General features: G+C 48.5%; 17 protein-coding genes. 6 read left to right on the top strand and 11 right to left on the bottom strand.

Going from position 1 to position 14,756, the window contains the following annotated elements:
- Window positions 1–129: 129 nt before the first annotated feature.
- Window positions 130–993: a YicC/YloC family endoribonuclease gene (locus BSPA111_RS20295; RefSeq protein ID WP_183272940.1), complete on the bottom strand. Its 864-nt coding sequence runs from the start codon at window positions 991–993 to the stop codon at window positions 130–132.
- 324 nt (window positions 994–1,317) lie between these two features.
- Between BSPA111_RS20295 and rph the strand changes: the two genes are divergently transcribed.
- Window positions 1,318–2,034 carry a ribonuclease PH gene (gene rph / locus BSPA111_RS20290; RefSeq protein ID WP_183272939.1) on the top strand — a complete coding sequence of 239 codons (717 nt, stop codon included), beginning with the start codon at window positions 1,318–1,320 and terminating at the stop codon, window positions 2,032–2,034.
- Window positions 2,035–2,220: 186 nt separating this feature from the next.
- Window positions 2,221–2,862: an orotate phosphoribosyltransferase gene (gene pyrE / locus BSPA111_RS20285; protein WP_183272938.1), complete on the top strand. Its 642-nt coding sequence runs from the start codon at window positions 2,221–2,223 to the stop codon at window positions 2,860–2,862.
- Window positions 2,863–2,892: 30 nt separating this feature from the next.
- Here pyrE and slmA read toward each other — a convergent pair whose 3' ends face one another.
- From slmA to coaBC, 3 genes are all read right to left on the bottom strand, one after another.
- Window positions 2,893–3,489: a nucleoid occlusion factor SlmA gene (gene slmA / locus BSPA111_RS20280; protein WP_183272937.1), complete on the bottom strand. Its 597-nt coding sequence runs from the start codon at window positions 3,487–3,489 to the stop codon at window positions 2,893–2,895.
- Between the two features lie 120 nt (window positions 3,490–3,609).
- A complete protein-coding gene (gene dut, locus BSPA111_RS20275; RefSeq protein ID WP_183272936.1) occupies window positions 3,610–4,068 on the bottom strand; it encodes a dUTP diphosphatase in 459 nt (152 codons plus the stop codon).
- Complete coding sequence (coaBC, locus tag BSPA111_RS20270) at window positions 4,046–5,257, bottom strand: bifunctional phosphopantothenoylcysteine decarboxylase/phosphopantothenate--cysteine ligase CoaBC (RefSeq protein ID WP_183272968.1); 1,212 nt, start codon at window positions 5,255–5,257, stop codon at window positions 4,046–4,048. The genes dut and coaBC overlap by 23 nt, the downstream gene beginning before the upstream one ends.
- Before the next feature lie 165 nt (window positions 5,258–5,422).
- On the opposite strand from coaBC, the gene radC reads away from it, so the two are divergent.
- From radC to mutM, 4 genes are all read left to right on the top strand, one after another.
- On the top strand, window positions 5,423–6,100 hold the full coding sequence (gene radC / locus BSPA111_RS20265) for a DNA repair protein RadC (protein ID WP_183272935.1): 678 nt from the start codon (window positions 5,423–5,425) through the stop codon (window positions 6,098–6,100).
- A 216-nt stretch (window positions 6,101–6,316) separates the two neighbouring features.
- On the top strand, window positions 6,317–6,553 hold the full coding sequence (gene rpmB / locus BSPA111_RS20260; protein WP_034461465.1) for a 50S ribosomal protein L28: 237 nt from the start codon (window positions 6,317–6,319) through the stop codon (window positions 6,551–6,553).
- 13 nt (window positions 6,554–6,566) lie between these two features.
- A complete protein-coding gene (rpmG, locus tag BSPA111_RS20255; protein ID WP_002208990.1) occupies window positions 6,567–6,734 on the top strand; it encodes a 50S ribosomal protein L33 in 168 nt (55 codons plus the stop codon).
- 71 nt (window positions 6,735–6,805) lie between these two features.
- The gene (gene mutM, locus BSPA111_RS20250) at window positions 6,806–7,615 is read left to right on the top strand and encodes a bifunctional DNA-formamidopyrimidine glycosylase/DNA-(apurinic or apyrimidinic site) lyase (RefSeq protein WP_183272934.1); all 810 of its coding nucleotides are present in this window, start codon (window positions 6,806–6,808) and stop codon (window positions 7,613–7,615) included.
- A 4-nt stretch (window positions 7,616–7,619) separates the two neighbouring features.
- On the opposite strand, the gene coaD is transcribed toward mutM, so the two are convergent.
- From coaD to rfaQ, 7 genes are all read right to left on the bottom strand, one after another.
- Window positions 7,620–8,114 carry a pantetheine-phosphate adenylyltransferase gene (gene coaD / locus BSPA111_RS20245; protein ID WP_183272933.1) on the bottom strand — a complete coding sequence of 165 codons (495 nt, stop codon included), beginning with the start codon at window positions 8,112–8,114 and terminating at the stop codon, window positions 7,620–7,622.
- A complete protein-coding gene (locus tag BSPA111_RS20240; protein ID WP_183272932.1) occupies window positions 8,111–8,887 on the bottom strand; it encodes a glycosyltransferase family 2 protein in 777 nt (258 codons plus the stop codon). The genes coaD and BSPA111_RS20240 overlap by 4 nt, the downstream gene beginning before the upstream one ends.
- Window positions 8,887–10,161 carry a lipid IV(A) 3-deoxy-D-manno-octulosonic acid transferase gene (gene waaA / locus BSPA111_RS20235; protein WP_183272931.1) on the bottom strand — a complete coding sequence of 425 codons (1,275 nt, stop codon included), beginning with the start codon at window positions 10,159–10,161 and terminating at the stop codon, window positions 8,887–8,889. The genes BSPA111_RS20240 and waaA overlap by 1 nt, the downstream gene beginning before the upstream one ends.
- Before the next feature lie 168 nt (window positions 10,162–10,329).
- The gene (locus BSPA111_RS20230) at window positions 10,330–11,331 is read right to left on the bottom strand and encodes a glycosyltransferase (protein WP_183272930.1); all 1,002 of its coding nucleotides are present in this window, start codon (window positions 11,329–11,331) and stop codon (window positions 10,330–10,332) included.
- 20 nt (window positions 11,332–11,351) lie between these two features.
- On the bottom strand, window positions 11,352–12,452 hold the full coding sequence (locus BSPA111_RS20225) for a glycosyltransferase (RefSeq protein WP_183272929.1): 1,101 nt from the start codon (window positions 12,450–12,452) through the stop codon (window positions 11,352–11,354).
- A 3-nt stretch (window positions 12,453–12,455) separates the two neighbouring features.
- On the bottom strand, window positions 12,456–13,583 hold the full coding sequence (locus BSPA111_RS20220) for a glycosyltransferase family 4 protein (protein WP_183272928.1): 1,128 nt from the start codon (window positions 13,581–13,583) through the stop codon (window positions 12,456–12,458).
- On the bottom strand, window positions 13,580–14,662 hold the full coding sequence (gene rfaQ, locus BSPA111_RS20215; RefSeq protein ID WP_183272927.1) for a putative lipopolysaccharide heptosyltransferase III: 1,083 nt from the start codon (window positions 14,660–14,662) through the stop codon (window positions 13,580–13,582). The genes BSPA111_RS20220 and rfaQ overlap by 4 nt, the downstream gene beginning before the upstream one ends.
- Window positions 14,663–14,756 lie beyond the last annotated feature (94 nt).

Below are 14,756 nucleotides of genomic sequence, written 5' to 3'. Positions count from 1 at the left end.
ATTGGCAGGGTTTAATGCTGATTTTAAAATTTAAAATGGATTAATTTTATTGCGGTTGATTAGGTGATGAATGTTCACCAATAACAAAAAGCCCGCATAGAAGCGGGCTAAGAAGGTCAAAGCTGAAAATTATTCGATGTTCTGAATCTGCTCACGCATCTGTTCAATCAGCACTTTCAGTTCGATGGCTGAATTGGTGACATCAGAATTGATTGATTTTGATGCCAGAGTGTTCGATTCGCGATTAAATTCCTGCATCATAAAGTCGAGACGGCGACCAACAGCCTCTTTTTTCTTCAGAATGTTGTAGGTTTCTTTGACATGAGCTTCCAGCCTATCCAACTCTTCGGCAACGTCGACACGCTGAGCCATTAATACTAGCTCTTGCTCCAGACGGTTGTTTTCAAGCTGAACTTGCGCATCTTCCAATTTCGCAACCAGACGATCACGTTGCCATTTCAGGACTTCTGGCATTTGAGCTCGAACTTTAACGACTTCGCCACTGACGCCTTCAAGACGCTGCTCGATAAGCTGTTTCAGAGCCTGGCCTTCTGTTTCTCGGGCAATGATGAAGTCATCAAGAGCGCCATCAAGTGCCGCAAGAATTTCAGCGGTAATGGCATCAAGATCTTGTTCTTTCGCTACCATCACACCCGGCCAGCGCAAAATATCAACCGGATTAATTTCGCCTTCGTCGCTTTGCATTTTTACCCAATTCGCCGCTTCAACCAGCTGTTTGGCCAGTTTTTCATTGAGCAGCAAAGAGCTCTGGGAACGGGCGTCAGGTTCGAAACGTAAATTACATTCGATTTTTCCGCGAGTTAAGCGTGTACGAATACGCTCGCGAGCCACAGGTTCGAGGCTACGGAACTGTTCCGGCATACGTATGTAAGTTTCGAGATAACGCTGGTTTACCGAACGTAACTCCCAGGAGGCGCTGCCCCATTCGCCTTTTACTTCACGTCGGGCATAGGCGGTCATACTGCGGATCATATTTCGTAACCGTATTCTGTGATAGATGTGGGGATTATAGCCATGCCAGGACTTGCAGGATAGGAATATACCCGTCGTATTTCAAGTTGCAGATGCGTTGACTGCATTCAGTTATTCGGCACATCGTGTGCCTCACCCCTTCGGGGCCGCTGCGAGCAGCGTTCAAATCTGTTCCGGACAGATTTGTCACCCCAGTCACTTACTTTAGTAAGCTCCTGGGTATTTACGAACTTGCCGCCTTTCTGCAACTCGAAATTCATTGGGTATAAGCGAACGAAGTCCGTATAATGCGCAGCCACATTCGTTTTAGCCGGAGATAACCCCATGCGTCCATCAGGTCGTAGCGCCGAACAAGTGCGCCCAGTCACCCTGACCCGTAATTACACCAAACACGCAGAAGGCTCCGTGCTGGTCGAGTTCGGCGATACTAAAGTACTTTGTACCGCCACCGTTGAAGAAAGTGTTCCGCGCTTTCTGAAAGGCCAGGGCCAAGGTTGGATCACTGCTGAATATGGGATGCTGCCACGTGCAACCCATAGCCGTAATGCCCGTGAAGCTGCAAAAGGCAAACAGGGCGGCCGTACCCTTGAGATTCAGCGCCTGATTGCGCGTTCTCTGCGTGCAGCAGTAGATTTGAAAGTCCTTGGCGAATATACCATTACGCTGGACTGCGATGTGCTGCAGGCAGACGGCGGTACTCGTACCGCATCTATTACCGGTGCATGTGTAGCACTGGCTGATGCTCTTAATAAACTGGTCGCTGCAGGTAAGCTGAAAACTAACCCAATGAAAGGGATGGTTGCTGCGGTTTCAGTGGGTATCGTCAATGGTGCTGCTATCTGCGATCTCGAATATGTTGAAGACTCTTCTGCTGAAACCGACATGAATGTCGTGATGATGGAAGATGGCCGCATGATTGAGATTCAGGGCACCGCTGAAGGCGAGCCGTTCACCCATGAAGAGCTGTTGGCGCTACTGGCGCTGGCGCGAGGGGGAATTGAATCTATCGTAACGTCGCAGAAGGCGGCGTTAGAAAATTAATATTAGGCGACTCTGAGAGTCGCCTTTTTTATGCACGTCATACTTCAAGCTGCATCTTTGTTGGCTGCACGAACTTACCCGAGACACTTACTTACGTAAGCTCATCGGGATGCGTTCTCTTGTCGCCGCGACGCAACTCGAATTATTTTGTGCATCTACCAAAATGAAATGCAAAGGAGCAAATCCATGAAACCGTATCAGCGCCAGTTTATTGAATTTGCGCTTAACAAGCAGGTACTGAAGTTTGGCGAGTTTACGTTGAAATCCGGGCGCACCAGCCCTTATTTCTTCAACGCTGGGCTATTTAATACCGGGCGTGATCTGGCACTGTTGGGCCGTTTTTATGCCGCCGCTTTAGTGGATTCTGGTATTGATTTTGATTTGCTGTTTGGGCCGGCTTACAAAGGGATCCCTATCGCTACGACTACAGCGGTTGCGTTGGCAGAGCATCATGAACGTGATGTGCCATATTGCTTCAACCGTAAAGAAGCGAAGGATCACGGGGAAGGTGGGAACCTGGTCGGCAGTGCTCTGCAAGGGCGCGTGATGCTGGTAGATGACGTTATTACCGCCGGTACTGCCATTCGTGAATCAATGGAGATTATTGCTGCAAATAACGCATCGCTCGCGGGTGTCCTTATTTCTCTGGATCGTCAGGAGCGTGGTCGTGGCGAAATATCTGCGATTCAGGAAGTGGAACGCGATTATCAGTGTCAGGTCATCTCTATCATTACGCTGAAAGACCTGATTGATTATCTGGAAGAAAAACCTGAAATGGCCGGGCATTTAGCCGCGGTGCGTGAGTACCGTACCCAGTACGGAGTGTAAGTAAAAGGGCCTTTCAAAGGCCCTTAATATTTAACGAAGTTGTGCAGCAATCAGCGGCCAGCGGGTATCAAAATCACTTGTAGGTAAATAGCGGAACTCGCTGCGTACAAAACGCGATAACGTCCCTTCACAAAATGCCAAAAGCAGGCTGGCGAGTAACGATTCATCAGTGCAGTAGCCTTCACCTTCGCGCATCTTCTTTTCACGCATGACCTGACGCAATTGAACTTCGATACGTTCAAAAAGCTGATTGATACGGCCTTGCAGACGGTCTTGTTCAAACATCAGCGCATGCCCGGTTAGAATACGCGTCAGCCCCGGATTACGTTCGCCAAACCCCAAGATTAAGAGAACGATTAATCGCAGACGTGCGTGGGTATCTTTCTCATCTTTCAGGATGAGGTTGATACGGGTAATCAGACTGTCTTCAATAAATTCGATAAGGCTATCGAACATTTTCGTTTTGCTGGGAAAATGTCGATAAAGTGCAGCTTCGGAAACACCAACAGTCGCTGCGAGCTTAGCCGTCGTAATTCGTTGACTGCCATCGCTGGATTCAAGCATTTGGGCCAGAGACTGAAGTATTTCCTCGCGACGATTCCGTTTCGCAATTTGCTTTTCTGCCATGTTCTAAAATACCCCTGAAATAACGCACTTGTCAGGCAGGTAGCCACACAGCGCTCGCAAACTTAAAGTTTGCGGTTTTTTCACATTTTTTACGCTGTGGGGTTACGTTTTTAAATGAAGTTACTGACGTCCTGAATGGCCAAAACCACCTTCGCCACGATCGCTGGAATCGAAATCTTCAACCAGGTTGAATTCTGCCTGGACGACGGGCACAAACACCATTTGAGCAATGCGTTCACCGGGTTCGATAGTGAAGTGATCTTGACCGCGGTTCCAGACGGAAACCATTAACTGCCCTTGATAATCTGAGTCTATCAGTCCAACAAGGTTGCCTAAAACAACACCATGCTTATGACCAAGACCTGAACGAGGCAGAATGACGGCCGCAAGAGTTGGATCGGCGATATGGATAGCCAGCCCGGTTGGAATCAGTTTGGTTACACCAGGAGCAAGCTCTACGGCGTCATCCAGACAGGCACGTAGGTCAAGTCCCGCAGAACCGGAAGTTGCATAAGTCGGCAGTGGGAATTGTTGGCCAACGCGTGGGTCCAGAATCTTAACGTCGATTTTTTTCATCATAACGGGTAACTATCTCGTTCAGTAAAAGATGGCCAAGGAGCTCTTTACGTTCAAGAGGTAAGACTTTATCTCCATCCTGCCAGAAAAGGTGCAATGCATTGTTTTCGCTGTTAAATCCTTGGCCTGCCTGTGATACATCGTTCGCACAAATCAGATCAAGGTTTTTACTCACGCGTTTTTGCTGGGCGTATTCTTCCACATTATTTGTTTCGGCGGCAAACCCAACAACATATGGACGGTGAGTTAAAAGTGCTGCGACACCGGCAACAATATCCGGGTTTTTAATCATTTTTATCGTAATTTCATCGCCTTGCTTTTTGATTTTTTCATCAGCAACGGCGGCGGCACGATAGTCTGCAACGGCGGCACAACCAACGAAAATTTGTTGCTCCTGCACATGCTGTTGGACTGCAGCTTCCATTTCCAACGCTGTGGTGACGTCAATACGTTTCACCCATGGCGGCGTTGGTAAAGAAACAGGACCTGAAATTAATGTCACATTTGCGCCGCGTGCTGCCGCTGCTGCTGCGATGGCATAACCCATTTTCCCGGAACTATCGTTGGTGATATAGCGTACAGGATCCAGGCGTTCGCGAGTCGGGCCGGCGGTAATCATGACATTGAGATGTTGCAGATCTTTGATGACAGCAAAATGTTGAGCGGCCATGTCTACAATCGTTAATGGGTCAAGCATACGACCAGGGCCAACATCGCCACAGGCCTGGCTACCGCTATCCGGCCCCCACATCAATAAGCCGCGTGCAGAGAGTACCTCAAGGTTATGTTGTGTCGCTGCGGCTCGGTACATCTGTTGATTCATAGCAGGGACAACGGCAACAGGCGCAGGGGTTGCAAGACAAATCGTACTCACCAGGTCATTTGCCATACCTACAGTAATGCGGGCAATTAAATCGGCCGTGGCAGGTGCAAGAATAACTAAATCAGCCCATTTACCTAATTCAATATGACCCATTGCTGCTTCTGCGGCGGGATCTAACAAGCTGTCTGACACCGGGTAACCTGACACGGCTTGTAAACTCAGTGGCGTAATAAAGGCTTTTGCCGCCTCTGTCATTACCACTCTTACCTCAGCCCCGCGTTCACGCAGGCGCCGTACCAGTTCAGGTGTTTTATAAGCAGCAATACCGCCGCTGACACCCAGAACAATTTTTTTGCCAGAAAGCCCCATCATGATTTTTCCACCAGAAGTCACAGTCATCTGGCTATTTTACCACACTCATTCGGTAACGACTTTTTTGCAGTTTGCGAGACATCCCGCATGGGGAATATCTGCATATCGTGTGTGCTTCTCAAGTTGTGCACAATGAGCAGCATTAAGGGCAAGGAGGTTCTGATGAGTGAGATCATAGAGCAGGCTGGAGCATGCATGCCGCGAGAAAAACTGCTGAAATTTGGTGCTGCCTCATTAACGGATGTCGAGTTAGTGGCGTTATTTTTACGTACGGGTTGCCAAAATATGAATGTACTCGCGTTTGCACAGAGCTTATTGCATCAATTCGGCTCATTAAGCAGGCTGTTGTCGGCAGATCATTCGGAATTTAAAGACGTGAAGGGCATTGGTGATGCGAAATACACCCAGCTTAACGCTATTGCTGAGCTGGCAAGGCGTTACTACTATTCACGTGGCGTTGATGAGCTATCCTTAAAAGGGTCGGATTCAGTCAGGGAGTATATCCAAAGTCAACTGACAACAGCAGAACGCGAGATCTTCATGGTTATTTTCCTGGATAACCAGAACCGAGTGATTAAACATAGTCCAATGTTTGCTGGAACTTTGAACCATGTAGAGGTCCATCCGAGAGAAATTGTGCGCGAAGCGATGAAATCAAATGCAGCGGCGCTAATACTCGCGCATAATCACCCGTCTGGTCGAGCAGAACCGAGTAAAGCTGATCGTGTTATTACCGAACGCATCGTAAAAGCTTGCCTGTTTATGGACATTCGAGTGCTCGACCATCTTGTTATTGGCCGTGGAGAGTACGTTTCTTTTGCAGAACGTGGGTGGATTTAGGCCGAATTGCGCGATCCTTGGGGATCTTTGTCTGTTCGGGACTTGAGCACATGCGTTAGGCAGCGTATACTACGCCACCTTTGAGAATCTCGGGTTTTGGCATTATGCGCCTGGCACTGTGGTTCACATTGAACCGCCAGGGACCAGGCTTGCGGCCTGACGAGGCGCCATAACCCTATACGAAGCTCGAGCTAATTTGATTTTTGGAGAATAGACATGTCCCGAGTCTGCCAAGTTACTGGCAAGCGTCCGGTGACCGGTAATAACCGTTCCCACGCAATGAACGCGACCAAACGCCGTTTCCTGCCGAACCTGCACTCTCACCGTTTTTGGGTTGAGAGCGAGAAGCGTTTTGTCACACTGCGTGTATCTGCTAAAGGTATGCGTGTAATTGATAAGAAGGGTATCGAAACGGTCTTGGCCGATATGCGTACCCGTGGCGAGAAGTACTAAGAGGAATTAAGTCATGGCTAAAGGTGTTCGCGAGAAGATCAAGCTGGTTTCTTCTGCTGGTACTGGTCACTTCTATACCACTACGAAGAACAAGCGTACTAAGCCGGAAAAACTGGAACTGAAAAAGTTCGATCCAGTTGTCCGTCAACACGTACTGTACAAAGAAGCTAAAATTAAATAATTTTAGTGTCTTTGATGAAAACCTCGCTTCGGCGGGGTTTTTTCGTTTTAGGCTTTTAGTCTGGAGGAGAGATGCCCGAATTACCTGAAGTAGAAACCAGTCGACGTGGCATTGAACCACATTTGGTGGGGGAAACTATCCTGCATGCCGTTGTGCGTAACGGTCGCTTACGTTGGCCAGTCTCCGATGAAATCCATGCTCTAAGTGATAAACCCGTCTTAAGTGTGCAGCGCCGCGCTAAATATCTGCTTCTCGAACTCCCGGATGGCTGGATTATTATCCATCTTGGCATGTCGGGTAGCCTGCGTATTCTTCCAGAAGATTATCCTGCCCAAAAACATGACCATGTCGATTTGGTGATGAGCAATGGCAAAGTCCTGCGCTATACCGATCCGCGCCGCTTCGGTGCCTGGTTATGGGCGAAAGAGTTAGAAGGCAGTAATGTGCTGGCGCATCTTGGCCCGGAACCTCTAAGTGATGCGTTTTCGGCAGATTATCTACGCGAAAAATCTGCGAAAAAGAAAATGGCAATAAAGCAGTGGATTATGGATAACAAACTGGTGGTGGGGGTGGGTAACATTTATGCCAGTGAATCGCTGTTTGCTGCAGGAATCCATCCTGATCGCACTGCCCAGTCACTTTCATACGCTGAATGCGAAATACTGGTCAAAACCATTAAAGCGGTATTGCTACGTTCGATTGAGCAGGGCGGAACTACGCTAAAAGATTTTTTGCAGTCGGATGGAAAACCTGGCTATTTCGCTCAGGAGTTGCAGGTTTATGGGCGAGCAGGAGAGCCATGTAAGGCTTGTGGTGCGCCAATAGTTACCAGTAAGCACGGGCAACGCAGCACGTTTTACTGCCGCCATTGCCAGCACTAAATCTTTAATTCGCGGGTGCCTGCTTGAGTTTTTCCAATAGCGCTTTGCAGACAGGCTCAGGCAGGAAGTGTGCAACATCGCCATGATGACGAGCGACTTCTTTTACCAGCGATGAAGAGACAAAAGACCACTCTTTCGAAGGCATCAGGAACACACTTTCAAGTTCGGGCATTAAGTGGCGGTTCATGTGAGCCAGCTGCATTTCATACTCAAAGTCCGCTGCTGTACGCAATCCTCTGACCAGAACGTTAGCATGTTGAGTTTTAGCAAAATTCGCCATCAGATCGCTAAAGCCGACAACTTCAACGTTTGGTAAGTGTGCGGTAACCCCTTGTGCCAGCAGAACTCTTTCTTCCAGCGTGAACATGGTCTTCTTGTGCGGGCTATTGGCGATGGCCAGAATCAAGGTATCAAACATCGTCGCAGCACGTGTCACGATATCCAGATGACCGTTGGTAATGGGATCAAACGTACCAGGGTAAATCGCTCGGGTGGTCATAGAGTTTTGTTTTCCGTATAGCCTTGATTCAGCGCCCAGAGTTCAGCGTACTTATTAAACGTATACTGTGCATTGACCACCGCAAGTAACCAGCCTTGCTTTCCATCAAGAAAGCCCGCTCTCAACAGCAGAGTTTTACAAAAAGCGCCAAATGTGTGACCAAAAATCCCGGCAAGGGAAACTCGCTTGCCACGTTGGTGGCGCTCCTGAGCCCAGGCGGTCGCATAATTTAACTGTTTACGCTGGAAGCTGGCGAAATCGCGGCAGGTCAGATGAAGCAAATCCCCTTTGAGCGGGATAGTTTTTGCACCTGGCGCTTCGAGAGATTCATGAACCTGATTGTCATTATAGCGGTAGCGTGAGCGGGCATAGAGGCGTGTCACACGATCCGGATACCATCCACTGTGGCGCATAAAACGGCCAAGGAATAGATTGCGGCGCGCAATGCTGTATACCGCGTCTGGCTGAGGATTATCTAACACGGCTTTAAGCGTACTGGCCAGTTCCGGCGTAACACGCTCATCGGTATCGATCATCAGAATATAATCGTGACTGGCATAGCTCTGCGCCAGTTGACGCTGTTTGCCAAACCCTTGCCAGTTTTCGTTAATGAAAACTTTCGCACCCGCCTGAAGGGCAATCTCGACGGTGGAGTCTGTGCTTCCCGAATCCAGCAAGACCACTTCATCTGCCCACGCGACCGAAGCCAGGCATTCTGGCAGCACGTCCGCCGCGTTTTTAGCGATCATGACCACTGACAAACGATTGGGCATTAGTGGCTCCGTTGCGGCAGATACGGTTGCAATAATTGCAGTAACCGTTGTAGAGCACCCTGATTCTGGTGAAGGACTTCCACGGCATGACGGCCATAGTAAAGACGATAATCTTCATCGGTTAGCAGAGTCGTAATTTCACTCACTAGCGATGAGGCATCCGTGACGGTAATCAACCCATCCGCACGCTGCAATCGGGCGCAAATATCTTTGAAATTGAAGGTATGTGGGCCCATCAATACTGGAATCGCGTGTGCCGAAGGTTCCAGCGGATTATGGCCTCCGCGTTCAACCAGGCTTCCGCCCACAAAGGCGAGATCGGCAATTCCATACAGCATCATCAATTCGCCCATTGTGTCACCAATAACGACTTGCGTGCTGCTGGACGGTTTTTCGCCACTGCTGCGCATGATATAGCTGAAACCAGCCTTCTGAGTCATATCCCGAGCATCTTTGAACCGCTCAGGGTGGCGTGGAACAAGAATTAGCAGTAAATCTGGGAACTTGGCCAGCAACTGACGGTGCGCATCCAGAATAATGCTCTCTTCACCATCATGGGTGCTGGTGGCAATCCACACTTTACGATGCGGGGCCCATTGGCGGCGTAGCGTAATTGCACGTGCGGCAAGTTCTGGGGTCACAGAAATATCAAATTTCAGGCTGCCGGTGACGGTTAACTGAGTGCGTTTAAGACCAAGCTCGATGAACCGAGCCCCATCTTCTTCATTTTGCGCAGCGATGAGTGTAATTTTGCTCATCAGACGACGCGTGAAATTACCCAGTTTTTTATATCCCTTTGCCGAGCGTGCAGAGAGACGAGCATTGGCAATGACCAGTGGGATTTTACGTTGGTGTAATTCGTTGATCATGTTGGGCCACAATTCTGTTTCCATCACGATAACTAATTTAGGGCGCACGGTATTGAAAAAGCGCTTCATGGCGCAAGGGAGATCATATGGCAAATAAACATGGTGCACATTTTTCCCAAAGGCCGACAGCGCACGCTCCGAACCCGTTGGGGTCATTGTGGTGACGGTAATTGGAATCGTTGGGTAGCGATGGCGCAGGGCGCGAACTAACGGAATTGCCGCCAGTGTCTCGCCAACGGAAACTGAATGCAGAAGAATACCATCGGGCTCCACTTTTCCACGGCAATAGCCGTAACGTTCCGCCCAGCGTTTACGGTACGCGGGAGCTTTACGGCTACGGAGTAACAGTCGCAGCCAAACAAGCGGCTGAATAAGATAGAACAGAGCGGTATACAACGATTCCAAGCGAATTTTCCGTATTTTCATTATCGGCGGGCAAATTCTAAGCATTCGGGAAGCTTAAAGCTATTGTTTTGGTAATATCACGAAGGCATTGCTTAGTATTCAGATGCGTTAGTGCTTGAGTTGCAGAAGTTGCGGGCGGCATGCGGCCACCCGCTTGTGAGCGTTTTTTCAACCCGGTACGCGGGTCGCTTTCTTCAGTTTTAGGTAGCGACGACCCAGGCGCCAGCGTAGTCGGAATCCGCGAGCATTTTTCCAAATCAGACGCCAGATGCCACGATCAAAAAACTCCTGAACGATCATCTTCTTCTTGTGCGGATCTTTCATATTATTGAAAGTGTGTAATATCCCAAGACCCTCTTTAGCGATTTGCCAGTTACAGGCAGGGATATTCTTTACCGCTTCCGGATAACGCTGGTTAATAGCATCCAACATTTCCAGTATTTTCATATAATGGCGAGCTGAGCGGATAAGGGTGTCATCAGTATCTGGTTTATGGGAAACCGAGGCTGAATGGATGTAGTAATCGTAGTATTGCTCGTCAGTATATTGGACGCGCTCCGCAGCAAGTAACACCTCTGTTGTCCACGGAATGTCCTGATGGCGCAAACCGGGTTCAAAAGTAAAACCATGTTCGCGAATAAAATCATGTCGATAAAGGTTCAGCCAGGTCACGTGCAGAAACTTGCGCGAATCCAGCGCACGTTTAAGCCACTGGGGGCCACTCAGGACGTCGGTCGACTGAAGTTTGTCTCGCGGAAAGATCGGTCGTGAAGGTTTCTTGTTGTTTTCGTAAACATAATTCCCATTACACGTCACGACATCCAGGTCATTTTTTAATGCCAGATCCAGCAAATGACGGTACATGCCGGGTTTGAAGTCATCATCGATATCCGGGAAGGAAAGATACTGGCCTGTGGCTACAGCGAGCCCAGTATTACGCGCAATCGAAACGCCCTGATTTTCCTGCTCAATGATTTTCATGCCAGGGAACTTGCTACTCCAGGCTTCAATAATCGCCATGGAGCCATCGGTTGAACCATCGTTCACCATAATGACTTCCATGCCGTCGATATTCTGAGCGTCTAGACAGGCAAAGAATTTAGCCAAAAAAGATTCGCCGTTATAAACAGCAACGACAACGCTGAGGAGTGGACGTAGGTTCTGTTGCATAAAATTACCTGGAAATATTGTTATCTTTCTTCCGTTGCCAGTGACAGATACTGCTGGCAGATGGCACCAATGCTATATGACTCAATAGTCGTGGTATCAATAACGGGTGGGTTGTTATAAATATCCAGCATAGTGTCTGCAAAGTCCTGATCACTCATACCTGAAAGGCCGCGAGCCAGTTCTCCGGTAAGAATCTCTGCTGGTCCACCAGGGCAATGTGTACTCACTGTGGGGGTCTGGCAAATTAGCGCTTCGACCAGCACATTGCCAAATCCCTCGCAATCGGAGCTCAGCAGCAGCATACGCGCATTGGCAATCCACGGATAAGGGTTTGATGCGAATGGTTTCAGAATCACGCGGTCGGCAACACCCGCATTTGTGGTCATCGCTTTTATTTCGGCAATACGCTCAGCACTGCCGTTACCCATCAGGATTAGCGGTGCCTGAATTCCACTGAGTGCATAAGCTTTGATCAACCGGTCATGGCGTTTATGTTCATGGAAACGACCAACGTGGATTAAATACTCCTGCCCCGCCATTTCGCACGGTTCTTTCGCTTTTAAATATATTCCGTCGATATCGAAAGGGTTATGGATAACTGTGCCCTTGGACAACGTAATATCGAAAGCCGTAGTAATGTCGTGTAGTACCGCCTGAGACACGGCAACGACATTGCTATTTTGGTAAACGCTTTGAATTTTTTTACGTTTTATCCAACGAGAGAACCCCTGTCGATGCTGAAGATAGGAGTAAGAAAACATGCCATGGACACAGTACCAGAGCTTCTCACGCGCAATTGATTTGGTATGAGCAACAATGCGGTCGGTTTTATGCAGGTGAGAAAAGATGAGGTCGAAATTCCCTTTTTTCTGCGCTTGTTCAATTGCGCTATCAAGCAAGGCAGCACGGCGAGACAATTCTGTCAGCTTGCGCCAGGGTTTTTTACAGGTATCCAGTATGACCTGATAATCAACGTCTTCCGGGATCTCATAATCACAGACGCGGCGCAGTGAAAAAACGGATACCTGATGGCCCATTCCTACCAAACCTTTCGATAAGGTAAGTACGGTCTTCTCAGCACCACCGCCAGGTAAACCATCAATAATCATTAGGATACGCATCGTCTAATCCAGTATATTTTGATACAGCGAAATAAGTTGCTGTGAAAGTTTTTCCGGTGTCGCATCCCTGACGCGTTCGCGAGCATAACTCCCCATTTTCTCATCCACAAAGCGTGAAGATATTGCCATTACCGCTTCTGAAAGCTGGGGGATAATGAGTGCATCACAAACGTATCCGTTTTGTCCGGTTGTTATAAATTCAGCCCCACCACAAGTGGCTGAAGTAATAACCGGTAAACCACATGCCATTGCTTCAAGAATCACATTTGGAAATGGATCATATAGTGTTGGCAGTAATAGTCCATCTGCGGCCTGATAGAAAGGCAGCGTATTCTTCTGCATTCCCATAAACCGTATCCGATTCAGGCACCCCAGAGATTGTGCCAGTTCGCGATAGTTTTTCTCGGCTTTATCTTGCCCGACCACAATCAAATAGCGATCGGTAGGTGCAATGGCTTTGATTGCATTGGCCAGTCCTTTACGCTCAAATCCTGAGCCGACAAAAACCAATGTCACTGCGTTTTGCGGGATAGACATCTCCTCACGCAGTTTCACACGTAGTTCTTCATTTGCCGGAACGAAGCGGGAGGAGTCAATTGCATTATAGATGACATGTATCTTATTAGCAGGAATAGAGAAATCTTCAATAATTTCCCTTTTAACCATTTCTGCATTACAGATGACGGCTTTGAGCTCGGGAGCCTGGTACATCGCCTTTTCGGCCTGCATCACGTAACGATGATACCTATCGAGAAACAGCCACTTTCCACGCCATGCAGGTAAAATTCTCGCTCTTTGCATTAACCATCGGCGGTGAACACCATCACCCGCACGATAAATATCACAGCCCGCTATGCGTTCATGACTTTGGACAATATCGAAATTCTCGCGTTGCCATATCGCTCTTGCCGCATCCGCAAAACCTTTTTCACGGCTGATTCGACCTAGCTTCATCGGATCACAAATATGAATATGCCAATTGTCCTGGCGCACGCCTTGCCATTGCCGCGTGATAACGTTGAGTTCCATGTCATGGGCGCTTAACGCCTCAAGTGCGCGTGAAACGAAACGCTCAGCCCCTCCATCGGGGCGATATTTTTGGCGGACGATAGCCAGACGGCAGCGCTTCATAACAATTGTTTCCTTGCAGCAGCGACAACAACATCCACCGGGATGGCATCGAGAAAACGTTCTTTCGTGTTGGTATCAATTTTGTCAGGGTCTGGCAGCTCACCATAATTACCAGCCCAAATAACTTCACCGACGACGTCCCACGGGCTCCAGAACACCAGTTTCGAAGGGCCAAATAGGGCGATACATGGCGTTTTTAATGCGGCAGCCATATGCATTGGTACTGAATCAACACCAATGAACAGTTTGGCATGGTCGATCAGAGCCGCTAATTGACGCAGGGTTAACTCACCAGCGAGGGAATAAACACGCTCTGAAGGACATAACGCACGAATTTTTTCAATCATCGCTTTTTCATATTTATCGGGCCCTGAGGTTAACACCAGGGTATGCCCGTCTTTTTGCAGCGCTGTGATTGTTTCAGCCATTTTGCCCTCATCCCAGCATTTGAAGAACCAGCGGGAGGTGGGTTGTACAACAATGTAAGAGCCTTCAACCCCATTGCTTTGCAGCTTCCTTTGCACGGACTGCCAGTCGTCAGGCTGATAGCTCATCGTAACATCTCTGACAGGCGCAATATTCAATGGGGCAACAATGGATAAATTTTGTTCCACAGTGTGCAGTGTCTGGTGACCGGACACTGAAGCGAGTTGCGTGTGGCAATATTGCCAAAACCAACCACGGCGCTTATTGAAATCGAAGCCGATACGCGAAGGAGCTCCGGTGAAGCGGGTAACAATGGCGCTACGCCATTGATCTGCAAGATTGATAACCAGGCTGTATTTTTGATCGCGCAAAGTTTTCAGTAATTGCCATTCTTTGCATAAATGCTGGCGAGTACCGAGTTTTCGCCATTTACGGTCAATTCCATAAATACGATGAATGAATGGATGTGCCGCTAGCATGTCTCGCGTTTCTTCATAGAGCAGAACATCAATTTCTGCTTGTGGCCAGGCTTGATGTAATGCGTTGATCACCGGAGTAGTGAGCAACATGTCACCATGATGGCGCAACTTTATCAGTAAAATACGGGCTGGTGGCACGGCCGCGAGAGCATTCAAAGCGTTATTCATTATCATCTTTAGGTGATTAACCAAAGAGTGATTCTAATAGACCTTGAGTGTGGTTGCTACATTTGTGCTCAGGAGTTAGAAATTTGAACGTATGCGGTTT

Origin of the sequence: Buttiauxella sp. A111 (genome assembly GCF_014189855.1) — a bacterium.
Classification (GTDB): domain Bacteria; phylum Pseudomonadota; class Gammaproteobacteria; order Enterobacterales; family Enterobacteriaceae; genus Buttiauxella; species Buttiauxella selenatireducens.
Note: the sequence above shows the minus strand (reverse complement) of the source record. Positions and strands in the feature narration are given on the sequence as shown.

What these genes read in the sequence shown, in the direction of transcription:
- rpmG (WP_002208990.1), top strand. Translation starts at nt 6,567, where the DNA reads ATGGCTAAAGGTGTTCGCGAGAAGATCAAGCTGGTTTCTTCTGCTGGT.
- coaBC (WP_183272968.1), bottom strand. Translation starts at nt 5,257, where the DNA reads ATGGGGCTTTCTGGCAAAAAAATTGTTCTGGGTGTCAGCGGCGGTATT.
- BSPA111_RS20240 (WP_183272932.1), bottom strand. Translation starts at nt 8,887, where the DNA reads ATGCCCAATCGTTTGTCAGTGGTCATGATCGCTAAAAACGCGGCGGAC.
- radC (WP_183272935.1), top strand. Translation starts at nt 5,423, where the DNA reads ATGAGTGAGATCATAGAGCAGGCTGGAGCATGCATGCCGCGAGAAAAA.
- BSPA111_RS20225 (WP_183272929.1), bottom strand. Translation starts at nt 12,452, where the DNA reads ATGCGTATCCTAATGATTATTGATGGTTTACCTGGCGGTGGTGCTGAG.
- dut (WP_183272936.1), bottom strand. Translation starts at nt 4,068, where the DNA reads ATGATGAAAAAAATCGACGTTAAGATTCTGGACCCACGCGTTGGCCAA.
- BSPA111_RS20220 (WP_183272928.1), bottom strand. Translation starts at nt 13,583, where the DNA reads ATGAAGCGCTGCCGTCTGGCTATCGTCCGCCAAAAATATCGCCCCGAT.
- coaD (WP_183272933.1), bottom strand. Translation starts at nt 8,114, where the DNA reads ATGACCACCCGAGCGATTTACCCTGGTACGTTTGATCCCATTACCAAC.
- rph (WP_183272939.1), top strand. Translation starts at nt 1,318, where the DNA reads ATGCGTCCATCAGGTCGTAGCGCCGAACAAGTGCGCCCAGTCACCCTG.
- mutM (WP_183272934.1), top strand. Translation starts at nt 6,806, where the DNA reads ATGCCCGAATTACCTGAAGTAGAAACCAGTCGACGTGGCATTGAACCA.
- BSPA111_RS20295 (WP_183272940.1), bottom strand. Translation starts at nt 993, where the DNA reads ATGATCCGCAGTATGACCGCCTATGCCCGACGTGAAGTAAAAGGCGAA.
- rfaQ (WP_183272927.1), bottom strand. Translation starts at nt 14,662, where the DNA reads ATGATAATGAATAACGCTTTGAATGCTCTCGCGGCCGTGCCACCAGCC.
- pyrE (WP_183272938.1), top strand. Translation starts at nt 2,221, where the DNA reads ATGAAACCGTATCAGCGCCAGTTTATTGAATTTGCGCTTAACAAGCAG.
- BSPA111_RS20230 (WP_183272930.1), bottom strand. Translation starts at nt 11,331, where the DNA reads ATGCAACAGAACCTACGTCCACTCCTCAGCGTTGTCGTTGCTGTTTAT.
- slmA (WP_183272937.1), bottom strand. Translation starts at nt 3,489, where the DNA reads ATGGCAGAAAAGCAAATTGCGAAACGGAATCGTCGCGAGGAAATACTT.
- rpmB (WP_034461465.1), top strand. Translation starts at nt 6,317, where the DNA reads ATGTCCCGAGTCTGCCAAGTTACTGGCAAGCGTCCGGTGACCGGTAAT.